This window comes from Psychrobacillus sp. FSL H8-0484 (assembly GCF_038005325.1).
Lineage (GTDB): Bacteria > Bacillota > Bacilli > Bacillales_A > Planococcaceae > Psychrobacillus.
Window position 1 is genome coordinate 1,654,330 of sequence record NZ_JBBOSZ010000001.1, and the last position, 21,756, is coordinate 1,676,085.

Sequence of the window (21,756 nt, forward strand, 5' to 3'; positions counted from 1 at the left end):
AAAGAAAGGAGGGGTAGCAAATGGGTAAACCAACTGGATTTATGGAGTATAAAAGAGAAAAAGGAAAAGAAGAGGCTCCTCTCAAACGTATTAAAAATTGGGGTGAGTATGCGACGAAATTGACAGATGATGCGCTCCAAAAACAAGGAGCTAGATGCATGGACTGTGGAACTCCTTTTTGTCACATGGGTATTGAAATAAGGGGAGCAACTACTGGTTGTCCAATTAATAATCTAATACCAGAATGGAACGACTTAGTTTATAAAGGCAAGTGGCAAGAAGCACTGGAAAGATTATCAATGACGAATAATTTTCCGGAGTTTACAGGACGTGTTTGCCCGGCACCTTGTGAAGGTTCATGTACATTAGCTATTTCAGACCCTGCCGTATCGATTAAAAGTATTGAGCGAACAATAATTGATAAAGGATTTGAAAATGGTTGGGTTACACCAAGAATACCAACTGCAAGAACAGGCAAAAAAATTGCCATAATTGGATCTGGGCCAGCTGGACTTGCGAGTGCAGATGAGTTAAACCAAGCGGGTCATTCTGTGACTATTTATGAGCGAGCAGATCGAGCAGGAGGGCTTCTCATGTATGGGATTCCCAATATGAAGCTAGAAAAAGAAGTAGTGGAACGTCGAATTCATTTACTTCAGCAAGAAGGTATTGATTTTATTTTGAATACAGAAGTTGGAATAGCTATTTCAGTGGATGACTTAAAATCAAACTTCGATGCAGTTATTTTATGTATAGGTGCACAGAAGCAGCGGAAGCTTCATTTGAAAGGAAGCGAATCAAAGGGTGTGCACTTAGCAATGGATTATTTAAGTTCGACGACAAAAAGCTTACTAGATTCCAATTTTGCGGATGGGCAATTTATTAATACAAAAGGCAAAGATGTGATCGTAATTGGTGGTGGAGACACAGGGGCTGACTGTGTGGCAACAGCTATTCGCCAAAATTGTCGAAGTGTAGTTCAATTTGGGAAGCATCCACAGCTTCCAGCTAGCCGTGCAGAAGACAATCAGTGGCCAACAGATCCAAATATTTTCAAATTAGAGTACGCCTACGAAGAAGCGAATGCAAAATTTGGAAAAGATCCACGAGAATATTTGATTCAAACAAAAGAAATTGTTTCGGATAAGTATGGGTCTCTAAAGGAACTGCATACTATTCATATGGAGAAAGTACTTGGAGAAGATGGATTTTACTTTTTTAAAGAAATTCCAGGAACGGAGAAAATTTGGCCAGCCCAATTTGTATTTGTAGCGATTGGATTTGAAGGGCCTGAAACTAACTTAGCCCAACAATTTGGCATAAATGTAGTAAACAAAAAAATATCCGCTTCTACTAAAAACTATGCAACAAACGTAGAAGGTATTTTCACAGCAGGCGATGCAAGAAGAGGGCAAAGCTTGATCGTTTGGGCAATTAAAGAAGGCCAAGAAGTTGCAAAACGGATAGATGAATATGTAAGCAAAACACCGGTCATTTCCCCTTGACCGGTTTTACTATGCTAGTGTACTAAAGTTTTTGTTTTTTTTTTCGTCAATAGATGTCATAATAAAAGCATACTAAAGGTGGAGGCAAGAGCATGATTGGCATTATAGATTATGGAGCAGGGAATTTACATAGTGTGTTGAAAGCAATTGCTCGATTAGGGTATGAAACAAAACTAATTACTAAACCGAGTGATCATGATGATTCGATTACAAAATTAATCTTACCTGGTGTAGGAAATGCAAAAGTGGCAATGGATGTGTTAAATGAATCAGGTATAAGCGATTATTTAAGGGAAGAGGTCGCTAAAGGGATGCCTTTGTTAGGGATTTGTTTAGGGATGCAACTTCTTTTGGAAACAAGTGAGGAAGGAAATGTTCCGTGCTTAGGTTTTCTAAAAGGAACGGTTCCAGAATTTAAAATGGAGTCCGAGAAAATTCCGCATATGGGCTGGAATCAAGTGAAAGACGTTCAACAGCATTTTTTATTCAACGATATTCCAGATCAGTCCGATTTCTATTTTGTTCATTCTTATTTTGCAAACCCTGCGGAAGAAAAGGATGTACTTGGAGTCACCAATTATGGAATCGACTTTGCCTGTGCTATTGGCAATGTACAAGTGATGGGTGTACAGTTCCATCCAGAAAAAAGCGGTAAATACGGCATCCAGTTATTAGATAACTACTGTAAACAAGGAGTTCAAACACATGCTTAGAAAAAGAATTGTACCCGCGATAGACGTGTTAAATGACCAGGCAGTTAAGTATGTACAATTTCGAAACCCAACGATTATCGGAGATCCTGCTGAACTTGGTAAAAAGTATACGGAAGATGGAGCAGATGAGTTAATTTATTTAGATACAACTGCTTCCTTGAAAAATCAAGATTTAAAAATCGAATGGATTCGTAAAGTTGCAGAACAAGTGTATATCCCTTTTTCTGTAATCGGTGGAGTAAGAACCGTGGATGATTTTAAAAATTTACTTCGGGCTGGAGCTGATAAAGTAGGCGTAAACTCAGCAGCGGTACAGAGGCCAGAACTTTTGAGAGAAGCGGCTGAAATTTATGGTAAACAATGTGTCGTTCTAGGATTAGATGCAATGCCTATTTATAAGGAAGAAGAAATCATTCGATGGGAAGTATACACACATTCCGGTCATGAAAAAACAGGAATGGATGTAGTGGAATGGGCGCAACAAGCTACAGACCTTGGGGCAGGAGAAATTATCTGTACAAGTATTCATAAAGATGGCATGAAAAATGGTTATGATGTAGAGCTGATCAAGCTACTTTCTGAAAAAGTTAATGTGCCAATCATTGCTTCTGGTGGTGCAGGAAAACTAGAGCATATCGAAGAAGTATTTACAAAAGGACAAGCAGACGCAGCTCTTGTAGCATCTATGATTCACTATGGTGACTATACGATTGGTGAAATCAAATCCTACCTTCAAGATAAGAGAATCAATGTTCGACTCTAGCCTTCGAGCAGTGAAAAGGAATCGCTAATTATTTGCGATTTCTTTTATTTTGCACGAAAGTATGTATACTTCCGAAGATATTTTTTTTTTCTCTTCAGAAACAAATTCCCTTCACTACCTGGAGCATTTTATATCTCGATTTAGGTTTATTTTATATGAAGGGTCTGTTAAACGAGCATGTTGTTACACTCAAAAATCCACTCGCTTTCCGCGGACGAACTGCCAAGCCTCGGGGCAACAGGATGTTGGTCACAAATCCGTTGCCACATGGATGTGGCGAATTTAGGATTTGTTCCTACAAGCACGTTTCGGGTTTTTGACAGTCCGTTTTTCCGCAGGAGTCTCGTGGATTTTCGTCACAAAATATATTCTGCTAAAAAACAACACTAGTTTTACAGAGCCTAAATTAAAAATAGAGTTGCGATTAAGAAGAATGGCAAAAATATTCTTCTAAAGCGATTTCGAACAAACATGCCTCTTCCAGGGATAATCCCATCTATCATTCCAACATGTCTTCTACCTGATCTTTCTCTTACCATAACCTGACTTCCCATATTTCTCCTAACAAACGATTCCATTATATCTCTCCTTTCTATTTTTTTTGATCATATTTTTGAATCCGTGATAGACGAATTTTCCAATTATACATAACAATAGGCAGGATTTCTTGCTCCTGCCCATTGCTCTTATTATTCGTGCTACTAATCGATTAAATGAAAAATATGAATATTCTTCCACACATATAAATTAGTAAACACTCAGCAAGAATTGTCAACATAGACTTTAAAGAACAATGATTTTAAGGATATCCACAAGAAGGATTCTAATCCTTCAAAGAAAATGAACTTCCAACTTTTAATTAAAAGTATTTCTGAATGAAACTACTGCTGTTCTTATTAACTCTTAGTGACTCATAAATGTTGCTCCTACGATGATAAGTAAAATAAACAATACAACAATTAATACAAAGGTTGAGCCAGTGTTTCCACAATTGCTATAGGATCCACCACCATAGTCACCACCATAGCCACCACCATATCCACTCATATATATTCACCTCCGATTTTGAGATTAAGGATTAAAAGATTCAACCCTTAATGTTATGTTATGCCATTAATATAAATGGACTTGGACTATTGCGATTAAATTTTTAAATTTTTTTGGATTTCTAATGGTGGGGAATGGTAGAAGAATTCAGTAACAGATTTCTATGCTAAGAATAGAGGAAAGAAGAAGGGAGACGTTGTTGATGAACGGGCATAAGGGTGAAAGACTTTCAAATATATATTTTCTGCGGAATAAGGTATAGTTTATTTCCGCTATAGGCGGACGCTTTCCGCGGGGTGAGCGACAAGACATCACCGCCGCCTGCCGCTTTAATCAACAAGTGATAAATGCCGTATTTTAATCAGCAAGTTAATCATAAACATTCCATTCATCATGATAGGCTATAATCCGGATACTATTGGTGCAAAAAATACTTATCGTAAGGCTGGATTATGGAAAAAGAGATAGCAACTTGGGGAGTTAAATTGGCGGATTTTAGTTTATGAAACGTAATTAGTAAGAAATGGTAAAATATAGATTGACCTCTATTGGAATAAATAATAGAATGAATAAAAGTTATAAAAATTGAAAATTAAGCAAACGTAGAATATGCCTATCGTCTTTTATGAGATGATAGGCTTTTTATATAATTAGATTGAATAATATATAAGTGATTTGATTAAACCTTTTCAAAAAAATCTAAAAAAGTTGGTGTTTCAAATGAGTTATAAATGGTTGGAATGGGCAAAAAGAATACAAGCATTGTCTCAATCGGGATTAGCTTTTTCAAAAGACATTTATGATATCGAACGTTATGAAGAATTACGTACTATTAGTGCTGAAATTATGGAGGACCACACGGGATTAGAGATGCAAAAGATTAATGATTTGTTTACAAAAGAAACCGGTTATCAAACTCCCAAAGTAGATGTTCGTGGAGTAGTTTTTAAAGATGATCAAGTATTAATGGTAAGGGAGACTATTGATGATAGGTGGGCTTTACCTGGTGGATTTTGTGATATAGGTTTATCACCTTCTGAAAATATTGTAAAAGAAATTCAAGAGGAATCTGGTTATGATGTAGTTCCTATTAAATTGCTCGCTCTGTTAGATAAGGATAAACACCCACATCCTCCAGAAGCCTATCATTATTATAAAGTATTTATACAGTGTGAGATTATTGGAGGAAATCCAATTACAGGGATTGAGACGAGCGGGATACAATTTTTTTCTAAAAACAATTTGCCATCGCTTTCTACTAATAGAAATACAGAGTCACAAATAATAACACTTTTTGAATTCTTGGAGAATCCTAAAAAAGAAACGATATTTGATTAAATCTTTTTGTCCTCTAGCAGAAGTTCTCAGCAAATAAATTGAGGTTATTAAAGCTTGAAAGGAGATATGATTAGTATAGGTTTAACATAGACAATTGGTGAAGGAGTAATATCATACATGTTTGGATTCTTAAATAGAAAAAAATTAATAAAAGATGATTTAAAAGGGAGAGCAAAACTAATTTATGAGGATGTCTCAGACGATGCCTGGGATCAAGTGAACCTTACAAAGAAAAAGTTAGATTTCTCTATCGAAAGCATTCGATATATAGATATGTACACGAAACGATTAATGACTACTGAAATGGGCACAACTTTGTTAAATGAGCATTTTGACAATTTCGTGTCTCGAATTGGTGCCTATATTGGTGAGGTTATAAAAATTAATCTAAATCAGGACTTTTTATGGTATGAGTTTGATTCTGTTTATCTATATTCTTCCAAACTAGATGGTTTGCAAAGAGCGATTAAAACAGAGGCGGTTCTTTACTCTAAAAAGAGAGATCTAGTTATATTACCTCTATCTGTGGTTGCTCAATTCTTGGAAGAAAGCTGCTCATATCCTAATTTCCTAAATTATGTAGAAGAAATGATTAAGCAAAATGCTTAAGAATCATATTCAAATGATTTATTTCTAGGTAGTTTCATTAAAAAATCAAAGATGAAAGATGAAACCATGGAGGTAATTTGAATGGCAATGCCAACACATATAGTTGCGGTAGGTGGAATTGTAGAAAATGAACAAGGGGAAATTCTATTAGTGAAGACACAACATGGTGGATGGGTTTATCCAGGTGGGCAAGTGGAAGTAGGTGAAAACCTTATAAATGCTTTAATTAGAGAAGTAAAAGAAGAAAGTGGAATAGATATAATTGTATCTAACTTGATAGGTGTTTATTCGAATACAGGAATTCATAAATGGTATGACGATGTAACGGATGTTCCTACCAAATTAATGATGGATTATGTATGCAAGCCTGTGAGTGGAGAATTGAGTACTTCAGAGGAAACATCAGAAAGTCGATGGGTTGCAAAGGATGAAGTCCTTGATTTAGTTACGGCACCAGCTATCCGTACACGATATCAAGCATATTTGGAGTTTAACGGAAATATTAATTATATGGAATATATAACGAAACAAAACTTTGAATTGAAGTTGAACAGAACTATATAGAAATAATTAGTTCCTCCCAATCTACCATTAGGTAATGCGAAGAGGTCACTTTTAAGGTAACCTTTTCAGTTAAGTGGTACAAAACATTAAACAACAAGGTAAATAACACAATATTAAAGTACAAATTAGCATTGCTTTTAGCAGTGTTTTTTTATTTCGCGTAAGATTAGTTAAAAGTTTAATTTAATAAGAAAAGAATCCAAAAGAAGGAATTCGCTTAATTGGAAGAGAATTCAAATTTATAAAGTCTTTAGGGGGGTAATGATGGATTGTAAAAAGGTTAAGAAACTTTTTAGAGTTGTTGGTATAAAAGGTAGTGGGGTTTATGCTGATTTTGGTACTGAGGTACCAAAATTAGGAAATAAAATTCTAATTCGTAAAGAGGAAATTAAAAAATGTTCAGGTACAGAAATAGCTCTTTTCGAACCTAAAAGGGACGCAAACCATTTGAAAGGCCACTATTTTGTAGGATTAATTGTAAATGAGCGTTTATCAGAAGTTCCAGTTGGGATGGATTATATTGAAATGGACCAAAATTATGCCACGACTAGGGGAGGAATAAATAATATCGGTAATTTACACAACTATTTGATGAAATGGTCAGACGAACAAGGTTATAAAAGGAATCTAGATTCTTATATTGTTGAGACTTATCATCCTATGGAAAATGGTGAGGAAGAAGTTGAGATTTATTTACCAATCCATATATAAAATTCCGCATAAAGGTTAGTTAAACTTCTTCAACTACAGGAATTTTAGTTGAAACCTCCTCAAGGTAGGTATGAACAGCCTTTAATCTAAATTCGTTTGTATATTTCACCATACAAAAAACCCCAATCGTTAGATTTTTTGTCTAAAAATTGGGGTGCAATTTATCATAACTTCTTTTTATTTCCCCACAAGTGCCACTAAACCTTTAAATATTAGGATTAGAGAGAAAATTACAATAGCTAAAATACCGATTATGTTAGTTATTGGCTCTATACCTGCTAAGAAAGTACCTGCTAAGGGAACCTTTAATAATGCAAAACCAGCTAATATACAAGCTAACATTAAAAGAATAAATCGATCCATTCTGTTACTCCTCCTCTCAGTACATTATATGAACAAGTGAAAGGTAAGTTGAACCTAAGAATACTTAAAAAATGAATAGTGTTCTCTCACGTTTGGTTCTTCTATACCTAATGCCGAAGAGTGGTGGAATTCAGATAAAATAGCTTGTATTATCAAAAAAAGCAAAAAAAAAGCAAAAAAAAAGCTGAATTAAATTTGGATTGCTAAAGGAGCAGGTTAGTTAAAGAAAGAAGGGGTGGAGTATGTGAGTGAACGATTTGAATTAAGTTTTAAAAACAAGGAAGTAAGAATGGGGTTTTATTTGGCGGTACCAACGTTTATTATAGGGAGCATCATTATATTTTCTGGTGAACAAAAATATCAGTATGTTCGATTGTTAGTGTTAGTAATAGCATGGACTATCTTTTATATATGGCGTTTTTTTCACCGGAGGAAACAGAAGAAAGAATTTAATAACCCTTCTTAAGTTAAAAGGGGCTATAGTTTGCGATCAGTGAGCTGTATCTTGATATGAGGGGTGTAATTTAATTCGAAACCATGAACAATGTAGGGAAGCGAAAGACAAACAACCGCAATAAGATTACCGAAAAAAGTATGGAGAGAATTGACTGAATCACTTCTCTCTATACTAGCAACTCGGTTATGGCGTAGCGTATGTTTTCGGCTTCAAGCGAACCGATTACGATTAAGCGGAGGCCAGGGTATTTGCGCTTTTCTATTGTAGTATATCTATTTTCAAAATTTGTGATTTAAATAATTTCCCAACCACGTGCTTTTGCGACACTTCGAAGTTTTTCCTCCGGCTTTACGGCAACAGGATTTCCGACTAGCTCTAGTACCGGTAAATCAGAGTAGCTATCTCCATATGCAAAACTATTTTCCCAATCAATTTCTTGACCCTCTAATGCTTGTAAAAGGCTTTCTGTTTTTCTAGTGCCATTCACATGTTTAACTCGTGTTTTCGTATCGACTTTATTTTCTTTATAGGAAATATCCGTTCCAATAATATGGTGAAATGACACTCCTTCCGTCACACGTTGAAGAAACTGTGTGTAAGCACCTGAAACGAGTAATATATGTATGTCATCTTGTTGATGTTGTTTTAGTCTCTCAAGAACTTGAGAATTAAAGTCTTTTTGCATAATTACCTTTAGTTCCTCAAAATAAACGTTCATTTCCGTTTTAGAACGTCCTTCAAAAGCCTCTAAGTATAATTGCATAGATCGTTCTTTCATCTTTGAATTTGGATAAAGTTTTAATTTATTCGCAATATAAGGTGGAACAATGGATCTGTAAAACCGCTTGTACCTAGATTTATAAATGGGATGTTCTTTCAAATGGTTCATCAAGAGTTTGAATGTTTCTTCCGCATATAAGGTACCATCGAAATCGAAAATTGCTACACGCATAATTTTTTCACCTTTTCTTTCCTAAATGAACGCTTAGTTTAAATTATACGTGATTTCTTTGGATTAACAATAAAAACTCGCCCCTAAAAAGAGGCGAGACAGGTTATTGTACTTTATACATTGGTCCTTGTGCCGTTGCATAAGAGTTTAACATTTCTTGTGAAGTTTGCTGATCCAATTGTGGTACTTGGTAGTAGTGATGTTTGTTTTGGTAAATGGAGAGCTCATAGGCCATTTCAATACAGTTTGGAATGGAGTCTGCAAGTACTCTTCTTACAACCGGGTTTGTAGTTTCTAATGCTGCAGACGTTTTGGCCGTTGCAGAAGTTTTGGCCGATCCAAGTAAATAACCAGAGATCATTTCATCTGAAATTTCATTGGCACTTTGTATAGGCTTTTTCGGTTGTGATGGCTTCACCCCATAAACAAAATCGTTACCAGTTTGCATTTTATAAGAAGTAGTTGGGTGGGATGGATCTTGCCCAGTTTTAAAGGATTCCACTGTAATATTGTATTCATCTAATGAAAATGCATATTGTCGATCTAAAATATTTAGCAGTTCCTGGTCCTTTACATGGGGACGAAGAATTGTTTTAAGATTTATTCCAGCGATCATAGAATTTAAAACCTCGTGTACATCAAATAATTCATGCGCTCCATGATTCATTTGTTGAGAGACACTTCCAGTTTGCATATTTTGATGCGTTTGATTTTGACCATATGTGTTTTGATTCAATTCATTTTTCCTCCTTTAAGTATGATGTGTTAGACATCCTAGTTAGTTTGAACACTTCAACGTGCTAAATACATGGGTATTTCTGGCACTTGTAATAAGTATGTTACAAGTGCCAGGCACCTGAAATAAATATGAATTAAATATGAAATAAATTAAAATTTACGTGTGAATCCATTAGGCATAAAAAAACAATCATGAATGGAATTCATGACTGTTCGAATAATACTATTAATTTTCGATTGTTGATACAAGTGAAAAGATGAAACTATATAAAAAGACGTATGCTTCTTCTATTGTAAAGTTTTCATTGAATTGATCGATGTAATTTAAAGGTAAATTGACTTCCCATAGTCCATCATTTCCAGCGAACATTACACTATAATTCATATTATCCGCGTGAAAATGTTCATCTAAATAGTCTTTCATTGCAGGTCCAAATTTCTTTTGAACTGCTAAACCAAACATTGCTGTATAAACTTCAAATACTTCATCATACTCTACTGCAATTGCATCTACACCAATAACATCAAAACTAGGAGACTCCAAGTACAGAAACTCATTTAATTTTTCCTTGAAATGAACTAATGGTGTTTGAAGAAATGAATAGCTGTCTTTAGAAATAAGCTCTTCTGTTTCTTTATCAAAGCGTTCAATGATCGCATTTGTAAATAGCTGTTCTTTTTCTATTATAACTATGTTCGCTGTTTCTGAAAGTAATTGATGCTGTATTGCATAATCCTTTTCTTCTGTTGTTAATGTAAGTTGTTGATCAGTTGCCTCTGTAATTTTCTGGGATAATTTCTTTTTAATCAATGTAATCGTTCCTTTCTTCTTCTGCGATCGTTTGTAAATCGTATGCGTCGATAATAAATAATGCATAATCGTTATTTTCTGCATATTGTTCAGCTAATTTTTTTATAAACTTCGGAGATCCTTCATTTTCTTCATCGTAGACAATGAGTATACCATCCGAATTTCGTAACACAAATTTATTTTTTTCAATAAATTGCCATGGTGCCTCATATGGCTTTTTCGTAACACTAGTTTGAAAGTCAGCTTGTACTAAAAGGCTTTGATAATTTGCTTGTTTTTGCTCATTCCAATTTTTTTCTTGTTCCAGAAAAGGTGTAATAATGGCATACTTTATTTCTGGGAATTCTTTTTTCATCTGTAAAATAAGCTCGGCTGTCCAGGTTTCGACGCCTTGCTGGCCGCTTAAAATGATCCATTCCAGTCCATCATCTATTAATAAACGTAGTTGATTTTCAAGCGCTTTTTTTATAATTGCAATCCCAGGATGGCTATCGTTAAATATGCCAAGTTCATGTGCTTTATAGCCTGTTACTACCAGCCGTTTGACCATATTCTCTACCTTCTTTAGTTGCCTTTATATGTTATCTTAGCACGTTTTTGTATCCATATGAAACATCTTCTCATAAACTAGTGCGATTGCAAAGAAGGGATGGATACATGTTGAATGAACAGCCACAATCTAATGTGGAATTTGTTAGTAACTTCGAAGGGCATGTGTATCAAGCGGCTAATAGCTTATTAGGAAAAAATATTGCTATTCAAACGACTAAAAGTACATTACAAGGTAAACTATCGCTAGTTGCTCCAGATCACCTCGTTTTAGAAGTTAGTGGTGTGCCGTTTTATATTCGAACACAGCAAATTGTTTGGATTACTCCAGCTAAATAAAAATGAGAGGAAATGGTTGATTGTTTAATCGGATAAATAAATTGTTAATTGAACTGCCCAATCTAGAGTACGGAGATGCGAATGCTGCTGCTGCTGTTCAGGAACTATTAGGTGGTAAATTTGGTGAAATGTCTACGTTAAATAACTATATGTATCAGTCGTTTAACTTTCGTGAAAAAACGAAACTGAAACCATTTTATGACCTTGTAGCTAGTATTACAGCAGAGGAATTCGGACATGTTGAGTTAGTTTCAAATACTATTAATTTACTACAAAAAAACACGAGCTTTACAGGTGATCCAGATATTACACCTCTACAGGCTGCAAAAGATAAACGAAACACATATGCGTTTATTGCGAATGCCCAAACTTCATTGGCAGGGGATTCTATGGGAAATCCATGGCGAGGAGACTACGTGTTCTCGAGTGGGAATTTAGTGTTGGATTTACTTCATAATTTCTTCTTAGAATGCGGTGCAAGAACGCATAAAATGCGTGTGTATGAGATGACCGATCATCCAACCGCAAGAGAATTGATTGGATATTTACTCGTTCGTGGAGGTACGCATGTTCTTGCATATGCCAAGGCAATTGAAATGGCAACTGGCGTAGATGTAACAAAGATGCTACCAATTCCAAACTTAGATAATCGAGCATTTGATCAGGCTCGAAAGTATGAAGATCTTGGGTATGGTAATGTCCTATTTACGTGGAATTATGTCGGGGATTATAAAGACATTAACCAAATTTGGAAAGGTACGAACCCAACAAGTGGCGAGCAGCTTATTGTAAAAGAGGGAAGTCCAAAGGGATATGCTATTCCAAATTTAGATTCACTTCCAGAAGAATTTGCTCCGGGTATTGGACCGGAAGAGTTTGAAGCGATAGCGAAACGTTTACTGGCAAATATGTAGAGCGCATGAAAGGGGGCTGTCCAACTATGGAAAGCCTCTTAAATGTCAGGATTTGTTAAACAATTATGTTGTTATGTACGAAAATCCGCTCGCTTTCTGCGAATGAACTGCCAAGCCTACACGGGGAACAGGCTTGTTGATAACCAATCCGTTGCCACATGGATGTGGCGCATGTATGATTTGTTCCTTTAACCTCGTTGCAGGGGTCTTGTCAGGCCGTTTTCCTCCAGGAGTCTCGCGGATTTTCGTCACAATACATATTCTTCTAAAAAACAACAACCTAATTTAACAGAGTTAAATATTAAAATAAATGGAGCTTTTCTATTCTTTCAATCGCTTCTATCAAACGATCCTCACTTACTAATAAACCAACACGTACATATCCTTCACCATATGTACCAAAACCATTTCCAGCAGCAACCGCAACGTTTGCTTTATCTAGAAGTAAATCTGCGAAGGCTTCGCTTGTATAGCCAATAGGTACAGGTAACCATGCAAAAAACGACCCTTTTGGTGCTTTCACATCCCAACCTATCTTCATGCAAGATTTTACTAATGCATTTCTTCTTCCTTCATACAACGAAACTAATTCGTCTACACATTGCTGGTTCGCATTAAGCGCTGCAGCAGCTGCAGATTGAACTGCTGGGAAAAGACTTACGAATAAATGATCTTGGATAAGATTGATCGCTTCGATTATTGTTGGATTTCCAACTGCAAACCCTACTCGCCACCCGGCCATATTGTAGGTTTTGGAAAGAGTGTACATCTCTACACCAACATCTTTTGCTCCTTCCGTTTGTAAAAAGCTAACTGGTTTTTTTCCATCAAACCCAATTCCTCCGTACGCAAAATCATGCACAATGGCAATATCAGATTCCTTTGCAAGCGCAACAGTTTCTTCGAAAAACTCCTTCGTAGCTGTGGCCCCAGTCGGGTTGTTTGGATAATTTAAATACATTAACTTTGCGGCGTTTTTTTGTTCCGCAGTTAATCTACTGTAATCTGGTAAATAATTATTTTCTTCTATAAGGGGCATTGTATCAAATCGAACATTAGCTAATCCAACACCAGATAAGTAATCGGGATATCCTGGGTCAGGTAGAAGCATTAATTCATTTTCATTCATGAGTGCTAATGGTAATTCCACTAATCCGATTTTAGTTCCAAACATGATCGCTACTTCTGTATTGGGGTTTATTTCCACCTGATATTCCCGAGCATAAAAATCAGCTGCAGCTTGTTTTAACTCATTAATTCCTCGAAAAGGCGAGTATTTATGAGATTGAGGATTTGTTGCAGCGTCTTGTAATGCTTTCACAATATGCTCTGGAGTAGGTTGATCTGGATTTCCTTGTCCTAAGTTGATCACGTCTCTTCCTTCCGAGACTGCATTTGCTACTTTATGAACGAGTGTTGCAAAAAATTGAGTAGGTAAACTTTTTAAACGATTAGAAAATTCCATGGATAAAACCTCTTTTTCATAATAGTTGCATATATTAGTAAAATCTTATAACCTTTTTAATAATATGTCTATAGGTGGTGTCGAAATGAAAATTGCTTGTGTTCAATTAGATATAGCGTTTGGAGAACCAAAAGAAAATTTTAAAAAGGTTGAAAGAAAAATTCGGGAAGCAGCTGAAAAAGGAGCAGAGATGGTTGTGTTACCAGAAATGTGGAACACAGCATATGACTTACCTCGTCTAGAAGATATAGCTGATAAAGAAGGAAGCGAAACGAAAAGCCTTTTGTCAAAACTTGCGAAAGAACTACATATTCATATAGTTGGTGGATCTGTATCTACTAAAAAAGGAAATGGCTTCTACAATACGATGTATGTCGCGAATACACAAGGAGAAATCGTTGCAGAATACGATAAGGCACATTTATTTAAGTTAATGGATGAGCATGTTTACTTGGAAGCAGGAAATGAAAAGAATATTTTTGCATTAAATGATGTGCAAATGGGTGGAGTTATTTGTTATGATTTACGTTTTCCAGAATGGTTTCGTGCTCTTTCCTTGAATGGAGCAAAAATCATTTTTGTACCAGCACAATGGCCAGATAAACGAATTGATCATTGGAAAATACTACTTCAAGCTAGAGCTATTGAAAATCAATGCTTCATTGTAGGAATCAATCGTGTAGGGGAAGATCCAAATAATTCGTTTAACGGAAACTCAATGGTTATCGGTCCATGGGGAGAGTTACTATGGACAGGGGATAATGAGGAAACAATAGAAATAGTCGAAATAGAAATCGAAGAAGTGGAAAAAGTAAGACAAAGGATTTCTGTTTTCCAAGATCGAAGAGAAAAATTATACATGTAAGTAAACCATAAATTTCCTTTTGCATTGACGTGCAGGAGGCTTTTTTGTATGGTTTTGTAAAGGGGGAGAAATGATGGTAGAAAACAAGATTGCAATCCAAGATGAATATCCAGATGATTTTGCTTGGTGTTACGGGTGTGGACGATTAAATGAAGCAGGCTATCATTTACGAACGTACTGGAATGGAAACCAGACGGAGACTGTGTATCATCCGAAAGAAGAACATATTGCGATACCAGGATTTGTGTATGGTGGATTAATTGGGGCATTAGTTGATTGTCACGGAACAGGTTCTGCTGCTCTTGCTCTGCATCGAAAAAACGGATTTGAGCCAGGTAGTGGGGAAGTACCACCACGTTTTGTCACAGGCTCCCTTCATGTCGATTTTCTTAAGCCAACTCCACAAAAAATGCAGTTAAAAGCAATTGGAAATGTAGAAGAAATTCATCCGAAGAAATGGAAAGTTACGACGGAAGTTTATGCAGGTAGCACGCTTTGTGCAAAAGGGGAAGTAATTGCAGTAGTAATGCCAGCATCTTTTACAAATAAATAGATTAGAAGAGACACAGGGAATCTACCTGTGTTTTTTTTACAGAGTAAGAAAGTATAAACTTCTCTACTCATTAACTAACCAGACTCTAGTACTTTTCGGTGAAATAGGCGCTTTTATATTTTACTGTTGTTTTTTAGCATATAAATTGCGGTAGACTCCTGCGGGAAAGAGACCTTGCAGGCACAGAATCTTTTTAAATGAAAAATAAGGCCCTTTTTGTTCGTTATTGAACAAAAAGGGCCTTATTATTTTTACTTATTCTTGCTCTTTTTTGTTTAAAAGCTTCTATAGCTGTGGCCATTATTCAATTTGTTTAATATCCAAAGAAAGAAAAATCCGCCGTTTTATGACCAATGCGAGCTTCGTTATCTGTTGAATAGGAAAGGGATAAGTGTTCATGGAAATCGTCTACATTTTCTTTTAAAATGTTTAGTTTTTCTTGACAGTTCTATTAAATTCACATCGGATACATCATAAATTTCCTAAAACGAAGGAGAAGTCTACCAATTCGTTTTTTGACAAAGTATATTATCTTTTGGAACGACCAAATCATAAATCTGTATGAATGGGTTTAAATTTAGGGTTTCTTGGTTGGAAATCATTAAGCACACCTTCATTAGTTAGTCTCTCTATAATAAATGAAAAGTTGTGATTGCTCCTTAAAAGAAATAAATAGAAGAAGGTTTTTAGAAGAATAGGCCGATGCTAGTTGATTGGAGAGGAAGGTGGCGACTCCAGCCGGAATAGCATGAGCTGAAGACCCTGGACTGAGCGTAGCGAGGGAAGGGGCTGAAGCCATGCCGGCGGAAAGCGTCCGCCTGTAACGGAAATCAACATGGAAAAAGTAATTCCCTTTTTTCGGTGGACTTTTTAAGTGCCCTCCGCGCCGAGGAGGCTTGTTGGTTCGCCCGCGGAAAGCAAGTGGATTCTACGTATCAACAACAATCTAGTTTAATAGTGCCAAGTAAAAAAAGCATGTCTGAGACACTTAGTTCTCTCAGGCATACTTTTCACTTTTATCTTAAGACGCTGCCACTTCATCCACTGGAGCGGCTTCTGTAGGTTCAGGAACCTTTGATAAAATAATAAATCCTATGATAAATAAGATTACTAAACTAAAAACTCCATAAGAGGATTTACCAGTAATTTGTGCAGTTAAAGCAACAAGTATTGGCCCTAAGATGGAAGCAAATTTCCCAAATATATTATAGAAACCAAAAAACTCATTGGAATTTTCTTTTGGGACTAATTTCCCGAAGTATGATCTACTTAAAGCTTGTATCCCACCTTGAGATGTAGCTACAAGCATTGCTAAAATCCAAAAATCAACAATCGTTTCTAAGAAATAAGCATACGTACAAACAATGATATAAACGAATATTCCAACGTAAAGCATTTTCTTTTCGGAAAACTTACTTGCAAGTTTTCCATATAAAAAAGCAAATGGAGCAGCTACTACTTGCGTTACAAAAAGAACGATTAATAAGCTAGTAGCACTTAATCCTAAATCAGAACCATAAGCTGTCGACATGGAGATAATCGTACCAACGCCATCGATATAAAAGAAATATGCTAATAAAAACATAAATAAAGTACGATATTGACGAATTTCTTTAAATGTTTTCCCTAAACGCTTAAAGCTTTGAATGACTGGATTACTTTCACGCTCAATAAAATGTACCTGATGAACGTGCTTGAACATCGGTATAGAGAATACTACCCACCATGCAGCTGTAATTAGAAAGGCTATCCGACTCGCATTTATACTAGACAACGGAATGATCTCTTTACCTGCTAGCAAAATAATAATAATACTAATTAAAAATGGAATTGTACTACCGATATATCCTAGTCCATAACCACGAGCAGAAACACGATGCATGCGTTCATTCGTTGTGACATCTACTATGAATCCGTCATAAAAAACATTGGAGCCCGTAGCTCCAAGTGCTGCAACGGTATAACAAATTAATAATAAGAGCCAATTATCATATGGAACAAATGCAAGCATAGCAGTAAATGTTACCCCTAAAACAAAGAAGAAAGTAAAGAATTTTTTCTTCATACCTCGATAATCTGCAATAGTTCCTAAAATAGGTCCTAATAACGCTAATATGAATGTAAAAATGGCAATTGTATATCCTAAATAAGCAGTTGAATTAGCACCACTAACACCAGCATCAGTTGCAGATGCTTTATAAAATAACGGAAAGACTGCAGTTGTAATGGTCAAGGTGTACGCAGAACTGGCCCAATCATATAGTGCCCAGCTGTTTTCTTGTTTTGTAAACTTTTTCATCTATCTAATATCCCCCTTTCAGCTTACCTCATATTGTACATGATTCTAATCATGTAAAGTGAAGAAAATAGAAATTTTGCATCAATTTTACAATCGCTTTGTAATATACTTATATGGATATAATCAAAATTTTCAATTACTAAAATTTACATAAATTTAACAAAGAAATAAGACTAACGATAGTAAACTTATTTAATAGAGGAGTAAACAATAATGAACACAACTAAAACTAATAAAGCAGTTATTGACATAGGATCTAACTCAATTCGATTAGTAATATATAGTTACAATTCCATGCAAGGTTTAAAAGAGCTTCATAATTTTAAAACTGTAGCGAGGTTAAGTTTGTATATTGACAAAAACGGTCAATTGAATGAAAGAGGTATCCATGTGTTGGTGGAAACACTAACAAAGTTTAAAGAAATACTAGAAGATATACACGTGACGGATGTTTTTGTAGCGGCAACAGCAGCTATTCGACAAGCAAAAAATAGGGACGAAATTTTAGTATTAGTAAAAGATCGTATAGGCTTTACGATCAACATTTTATCTACTAACCAAGAAGCATTTTTTGGATATATAGCGGTTGTACACTCAACGAATATCCCGACAGCGGTAACGATCGATATGGGTGGAGGTAGCACGGAAGTAACTTACTTTGAAAATAAAAAACTAAAATATTCCTTTAGCTTTCCGTTTGGCGCAGTATCGCTTAATGCAAAATTTATGTATGACACTACTATGTTAGACCATGATAAGAAGGAATTAATCGAATATGTTAAAGAGCAATTTTTGACATTGGATTGGATAAGAAATTTAAAAGTACCTATCATCGCGATTGGTGGTAGTGCGCGCAATATTGCACAAGTAGATCAGCAAAGAAAAGTATTCCCATTAAATGGGGTTCATCAATATGAGTTAAAATCAGAAGATTTGCAAGAAATCAGTTACCAGTTTACACAATGTTCGTTGGATGGACTAAAAAAAATAGATGGATTATCAAGTGACCGTGCAGACATCATTGTACCAGCACTGGAAACCTTCCGTATATTTATGGAGGTAGTGGAGGCTCCTTCCTTTATATACAGTAAAAAGGGATTGCGAGAAGGAATAATACTTTCTCAATTAATGGAAAATTATCCTGGAGATTTTAATGTGAACGAAGTAACAGAAAATGCTATCCGTCATATTTTAGGGAAATTTAATGTGAAAAAAGAGGATGCACTTCATTTATATAATATTTTCACTGAGTTGTATCTGACATTTAGTAGATGGAAGTATGTAGATCGAATGGAGCATCGAAAATTAGTGCGTTTTGCGTATGAACTTTTCCATATTGGCGAACAAATTGATCAAGAAGCAGCTAGTCAACATACATTTTATTTGCTTACAAACTTATCAATTGATGGCATTTCTAATAAAGAACGCTTGAAACTAGCTTTACTAGCATCTTACAAAAATAAAGATACGTTCAAACAATATGTGAATCCCTATCAAAATTTGTTAGACGATCAAGAGATAAAGCAACTACGTGATATCGGGGCATTATTAAGGTTTACAAAAGGCATAGATGTGTTAGGGAGATCTAATATAAAAAATGTCAAGATTTCGAGGGCAACGGATGTTATAACCCTAACATTTACTGTACTTGGCAATAGTATGCTTGAGAAATATCAAGCAGAGAAACTTAAAAAGCATATTGAAAAAATTGTTAGCACGAAAGTAAGGCTTGTATTTATGGAAACAGGGGAGAACATGATATGAATGAGGTTATTTTGGAAAAAAATATTCTAAATGATTATGCAAACTACAATAATAGAGAAATTAGTTGGTTAGCATTTAATGAGCGTGTTCTGGAAGAAGCAGAGGATGAAACAAACCCTTTGCTTGAACGATTAAAATTTTTAGCCATATTTAGTTCTAACTTAGATGAGTTTTTTATGGTGCGTGTTGCCGGTCTTCAAGATCAAGTGAATGTCGGGTTTAACAAGCCAGAAAACAAAGCTGGATTTACTCCTAAAGAACAATTGGAGCAAATTTCAACGATTACTAAAGAGCTCGTCAAAAGACAAATGAACATTTACAAAGAATTAATTGATATCCAACTACCAAAGCAGGGAATTTCATTACTTAAATATGCACAATTAACAAGTGTACAAAAGAAAGAATTACATAAGATGTTTGAAGAAGAAATCTTTCCTGTTTTAACACCAATTGCAGTAGATGCTTATCGTCCATTTCCTATTTTATTAAGTAAAACGATAAATCTATTAGTCAAGATTGAAGATGATTCAAATGATGGAACTGAACTATCAAAAATTGCTATTGTGCAAGTTCCATCCGTTTTAAAAAGGTTTATTCAAGTTTCTACAACAGATGGTTCCTATGCCGCAGTATTGTTAGAGGATATCATTATTGAAAACGTCTCTAAGCTTTTTCATGGTTACCAAGTCAAGCATGCAAATCCTTTTAGAATCACACGAAATGCGGATTTAACCATTCATGAGGAAGGAGCACGTGACTTACTGATAGAAATTGAAAAAGAATTAAAGAAGCGTAAATGGGGCGCAGTTAGTAGATTAGAGGTAAAATCAACCGAGATAAAGCAAAATTTATTACATTATTTGTTAGATGAATTAGAAATTTGTTCAGATGATGTATTTAAAGTAGAAGGACCACTAGATGTTACATTTTTATTTTCTTTTATTAAAACACTTGAAGGAAGATTTACAAGATTGTTTTATGAACCCTTTATTCCCCAACCACCGTTAGATTTAGCAAATGACGAAGAAATATACGCAAAAGCGTTAAAGCAAGATTTGTTTTTCCACCATCCATACGAATCATTTCAACCGATAATTGATTTTATAGAGAAGGCAGCAGTCGATCCAACTGTATTAGCAATCAAGCAAACATTGTATCGCGTTAGTGGAAACTCACCCATCATTTTGGCATTGAAAAGAGCTGCTGAACATGGTAAGCAAGTTACTGTATTAGTAGAGTTAAAAGCACGATTTGATGAAGAGAATAATGTGCACTGGGCTAGAGAGCTAGAAAAAGCTGGATGCCTTGTAATTTATGGAATGCATAATCTAAAAACGCATTCTAAAATCACGTTAGTTGTTCGAAGACGTCATAATTGTATAGAACAATTTGTTCACCTAGGAACAGGAAATTACAATGACCAGACTGCTCGTATGTATACAGATATGAGTATCATTACGACAGATAAAAAAATCGGCTCGGATGCGACACAATTCTTTAATTATTTAAGTGGTTATACAGATAAACCTAATTATGAAAAATTAGTCGTTGCCCCATATGATATTAGGGATAAATTTCTTACTTTAATTGATGAAGAAATGGAATTTCATAAAGCTTTTCAAAACGGACATATTAAGTTGAAAATGAACTCTTTAACAGATAAGGATTTAATCTTAAAGCTTTATGAAGCCTCTGCTGTTGGAGTGAGGATTGACTTGATTGTTAGGGGAATATGCTGCTTACGTCCACAAATTCCTAATGTGAGTGAAAATATTTCGGTTCGGAGTATTGTAGGAAGATTTTTGGAGCATTCTAGAATATATTGGTTTCATCGAAATGGTGCATCGAAGACCTATTTATCTTCGGCTGATATGATGACTAGAAATATGGTCAAACGTGTAGAAATATTGTTCCCTGTATTATCCCTTCGAATCCAAAGAAGAGTAATGAATATATTTGATATTGAGCTTCAGGATACTGCAAAAGCAAGAGTGCAGAATGCAAATGGCAAATATCATTTTTTAGAAACAAAAGAGAAGAGAATTGATAGTCAGCAAGTATTGTTAGAGAAAGCATTAAAGCATAAGAAAGAATAATCAAAAGACTATCTATTTATGCCGGCTTTGACCGACGTAATAGATAGTCTTGTCTTCACTTATTTCATATGAAGTGCAGCCTCTGAAACGACAAAAGCTAAGTCATCATTTCCAAAAAGTTGGAGAACTTGAAGAACGGTTTCAGTGTCTACATGTAAAGAATCTTTTTCGACTTCACCCAATGCCTTCAAAAGAGCGACGTTTCCTATTTGAGCAGGATAAGCATGCTCGTATAATACTTTCGCATCCATTTCATGATTTACACACCATTGTACATAAAGTTGAATCATCACTTGTTCGTCTTCCTCATATCGTTGAATTACTGGATTCGACATTTTATT

Annotated in this window: 24 protein-coding genes; 14 read left to right on the forward strand and 10 right to left on the reverse strand. The window is 35.4% G+C overall.

From position 1 onward, the window contains the following. Positions 1–20 precede the first annotated feature (20 nt). The 3 genes from MHH81_RS07745 (at position 21) to hisF (ending at position 2,981) form a co-directional block, all read left to right on the forward strand. Positions 21–1,505 (forward strand): glutamate synthase subunit beta, encoded by a 1,485-nt coding sequence (locus MHH81_RS07745; RefSeq protein WP_340919748.1) that lies wholly within the window; start codon positions 21–23, stop codon positions 1,503–1,505. Positions 1,506–1,597: 92 nt separating this feature from the next. Continuing rightward, positions 1,598–2,218 (forward strand): imidazole glycerol phosphate synthase subunit HisH, encoded by a 621-nt coding sequence (gene hisH / locus MHH81_RS07750; RefSeq protein WP_340919750.1) that lies wholly within the window; start codon positions 1,598–1,600, stop codon positions 2,216–2,218. Then, positions 2,211–2,981: an imidazole glycerol phosphate synthase subunit HisF gene (gene hisF, locus MHH81_RS07755; RefSeq protein ID WP_340919751.1), complete on the forward strand. Its 771-nt coding sequence runs from the start codon at positions 2,211–2,213 to the stop codon at positions 2,979–2,981. The genes hisH and hisF overlap by 8 nt, the downstream gene beginning before the upstream one ends. 401 nt (positions 2,982–3,382) lie before the next feature. On the opposite strand, the gene MHH81_RS07760 is transcribed toward hisF, so the two are convergent. Both MHH81_RS07760 and MHH81_RS07765 read right to left on the reverse strand, forming a co-directional pair. Beyond that, positions 3,383–3,559 (reverse strand): hypothetical protein, encoded by a 177-nt coding sequence (locus MHH81_RS07760; RefSeq protein WP_340919753.1) that lies wholly within the window; start codon positions 3,557–3,559, stop codon positions 3,383–3,385. A gap of 325 nt (positions 3,560–3,884) precedes the next feature. Beyond that, complete coding sequence (locus tag MHH81_RS07765) at positions 3,885–4,028, reverse strand: YjcZ family sporulation protein (RefSeq protein WP_340919755.1); 144 nt, start codon at positions 4,026–4,028, stop codon at positions 3,885–3,887. A 720-nt stretch (positions 4,029–4,748) separates the two neighbouring features. Here MHH81_RS07765 and MHH81_RS07770 point away from each other — a divergent pair. The 4 genes from MHH81_RS07770 (at position 4,749) to MHH81_RS07785 (ending at position 7,250) form a co-directional block, all read left to right on the forward strand. Continuing rightward, a complete protein-coding gene (locus tag MHH81_RS07770) occupies positions 4,749–5,366 on the forward strand; it encodes an NUDIX hydrolase (protein WP_340919757.1) in 618 nt (205 codons plus the stop codon). Between the two features lie 117 nt (positions 5,367–5,483). Next, positions 5,484–5,975, forward strand: a complete 492-nt coding sequence (locus MHH81_RS07775) for a hypothetical protein (RefSeq protein WP_340919759.1) — start codon at positions 5,484–5,486, stop codon at positions 5,973–5,975. Positions 5,976–6,056: 81 nt separating this feature from the next. Then, positions 6,057–6,539 carry an NUDIX hydrolase gene (locus tag MHH81_RS07780; RefSeq protein WP_340919761.1) on the forward strand — a complete coding sequence of 161 codons (483 nt, stop codon included), beginning with the start codon at positions 6,057–6,059 and terminating at the stop codon, positions 6,537–6,539. A gap of 261 nt (positions 6,540–6,800) precedes the next feature. Next, positions 6,801–7,250: a GyrI-like domain-containing protein gene (locus MHH81_RS07785; RefSeq protein ID WP_340919763.1), complete on the forward strand. Its 450-nt coding sequence runs from the start codon at positions 6,801–6,803 to the stop codon at positions 7,248–7,250. 177 nt (positions 7,251–7,427) lie between these two features. Here MHH81_RS07785 and MHH81_RS07790 read toward each other — a convergent pair whose 3' ends face one another. Next, on the reverse strand, positions 7,428–7,613 hold the full coding sequence (locus MHH81_RS07790) for a hypothetical protein (protein ID WP_340919764.1): 186 nt from the start codon (positions 7,611–7,613) through the stop codon (positions 7,428–7,430). Positions 7,614–7,857: 244 nt separating this feature from the next. Here MHH81_RS07790 and MHH81_RS07795 point away from each other — a divergent pair, with 244 nt between their 5' ends. Then, the gene (locus tag MHH81_RS07795) at positions 7,858–8,079 is read left to right on the forward strand and encodes a hypothetical protein (protein WP_340919766.1); all 222 of its coding nucleotides are present in this window, start codon (positions 7,858–7,860) and stop codon (positions 8,077–8,079) included. Between the two features lie 283 nt (positions 8,080–8,362). Here the strand turns inward: MHH81_RS07795 and MHH81_RS07800 are convergent, their stop codons facing one another. The 4 genes from MHH81_RS07800 to MHH81_RS07815 form a co-directional block, all read right to left on the reverse strand. Then, positions 8,363–9,022 (reverse strand): HAD family hydrolase, encoded by a 660-nt coding sequence (locus MHH81_RS07800; protein WP_340919768.1) that lies wholly within the window; start codon positions 9,020–9,022, stop codon positions 8,363–8,365. A gap of 103 nt (positions 9,023–9,125) precedes the next feature. Next, positions 9,126–9,716, reverse strand: a complete 591-nt coding sequence (locus MHH81_RS07805; RefSeq protein ID WP_340925181.1) for a spore coat protein — start codon at positions 9,714–9,716, stop codon at positions 9,126–9,128. 270 nt (positions 9,717–9,986) lie between these two features. After that, positions 9,987–10,571, reverse strand: a complete 585-nt coding sequence (locus MHH81_RS07810) for a branched-chain amino acid aminotransferase (protein ID WP_340919770.1) — start codon at positions 10,569–10,571, stop codon at positions 9,987–9,989. Further along, a complete protein-coding gene (locus MHH81_RS07815) occupies positions 10,564–11,121 on the reverse strand; it encodes a DUF1273 domain-containing protein (protein WP_340919772.1) in 558 nt (185 codons plus the stop codon). The genes MHH81_RS07810 and MHH81_RS07815 overlap by 8 nt, the downstream gene beginning before the upstream one ends. A gap of 107 nt (positions 11,122–11,228) precedes the next feature. Between MHH81_RS07815 and MHH81_RS07820 the strand changes: the two genes are divergently transcribed. Together MHH81_RS07820 and MHH81_RS07825 are read left to right on the forward strand one after the other, a co-directional pair. Beyond that, the gene (locus tag MHH81_RS07820; protein ID WP_340919774.1) at positions 11,229–11,459 is read left to right on the forward strand and encodes a YuzF family protein; all 231 of its coding nucleotides are present in this window, start codon (positions 11,229–11,231) and stop codon (positions 11,457–11,459) included. A gap of 20 nt (positions 11,460–11,479) precedes the next feature. Then, a complete protein-coding gene (locus tag MHH81_RS07825; RefSeq protein ID WP_340919776.1) occupies positions 11,480–12,373 on the forward strand; it encodes a manganese catalase family protein in 894 nt (297 codons plus the stop codon). Between the two features lie 301 nt (positions 12,374–12,674). Here the strand turns inward: MHH81_RS07825 and MHH81_RS07830 are convergent, their stop codons facing one another. Continuing rightward, complete coding sequence (locus MHH81_RS07830; RefSeq protein ID WP_340919778.1) at positions 12,675–13,838, reverse strand: pyridoxal phosphate-dependent aminotransferase; 1,164 nt, start codon at positions 13,836–13,838, stop codon at positions 12,675–12,677. Positions 13,839–13,923: 85 nt separating this feature from the next. Between MHH81_RS07830 and MHH81_RS07835 the strand changes: the two genes are divergently transcribed. Together MHH81_RS07835 and MHH81_RS07840 are read left to right on the forward strand one after the other, a co-directional pair. Continuing rightward, positions 13,924–14,703: a carbon-nitrogen family hydrolase gene (locus MHH81_RS07835; protein WP_340919780.1), complete on the forward strand. Its 780-nt coding sequence runs from the start codon at positions 13,924–13,926 to the stop codon at positions 14,701–14,703. Between the two features lie 70 nt (positions 14,704–14,773). After that, entirely contained in the window at positions 14,774–15,256 is a 483-nt protein-coding gene (locus MHH81_RS07840; protein WP_340919782.1) for a PaaI family thioesterase, read from the forward strand. 1,021 nt (positions 15,257–16,277) lie between these two features. On the opposite strand, the gene MHH81_RS07845 is transcribed toward MHH81_RS07840, so the two are convergent. Next, entirely contained in the window at positions 16,278–17,555 is a 1,278-nt protein-coding gene (locus tag MHH81_RS07845) for an MFS transporter (RefSeq protein ID WP_340919785.1), read from the reverse strand. Between the two features lie 213 nt (positions 17,556–17,768). Between MHH81_RS07845 and MHH81_RS07850 the strand changes: the two genes are divergently transcribed. Next, a complete protein-coding gene (locus MHH81_RS07850) occupies positions 17,769–19,319 on the forward strand; it encodes a Ppx/GppA family phosphatase (RefSeq protein WP_340919789.1) in 1,551 nt (516 codons plus the stop codon). After that, positions 19,316–21,415, forward strand: coding sequence for an RNA degradosome polyphosphate kinase (locus MHH81_RS07855; RefSeq protein WP_340919791.1), 2,100 nt, complete (start codon positions 19,316–19,318; stop codon positions 21,413–21,415). The genes MHH81_RS07850 and MHH81_RS07855 overlap by 4 nt, the downstream gene beginning before the upstream one ends. Before the next feature lie 59 nt (positions 21,416–21,474). On the opposite strand, the gene MHH81_RS07860 is transcribed toward MHH81_RS07855, so the two are convergent. After that, complete coding sequence (locus tag MHH81_RS07860; protein WP_340919793.1) at positions 21,475–21,750, reverse strand: hypothetical protein; 276 nt, start codon at positions 21,748–21,750, stop codon at positions 21,475–21,477. Positions 21,751–21,756 lie beyond the last annotated feature (6 nt).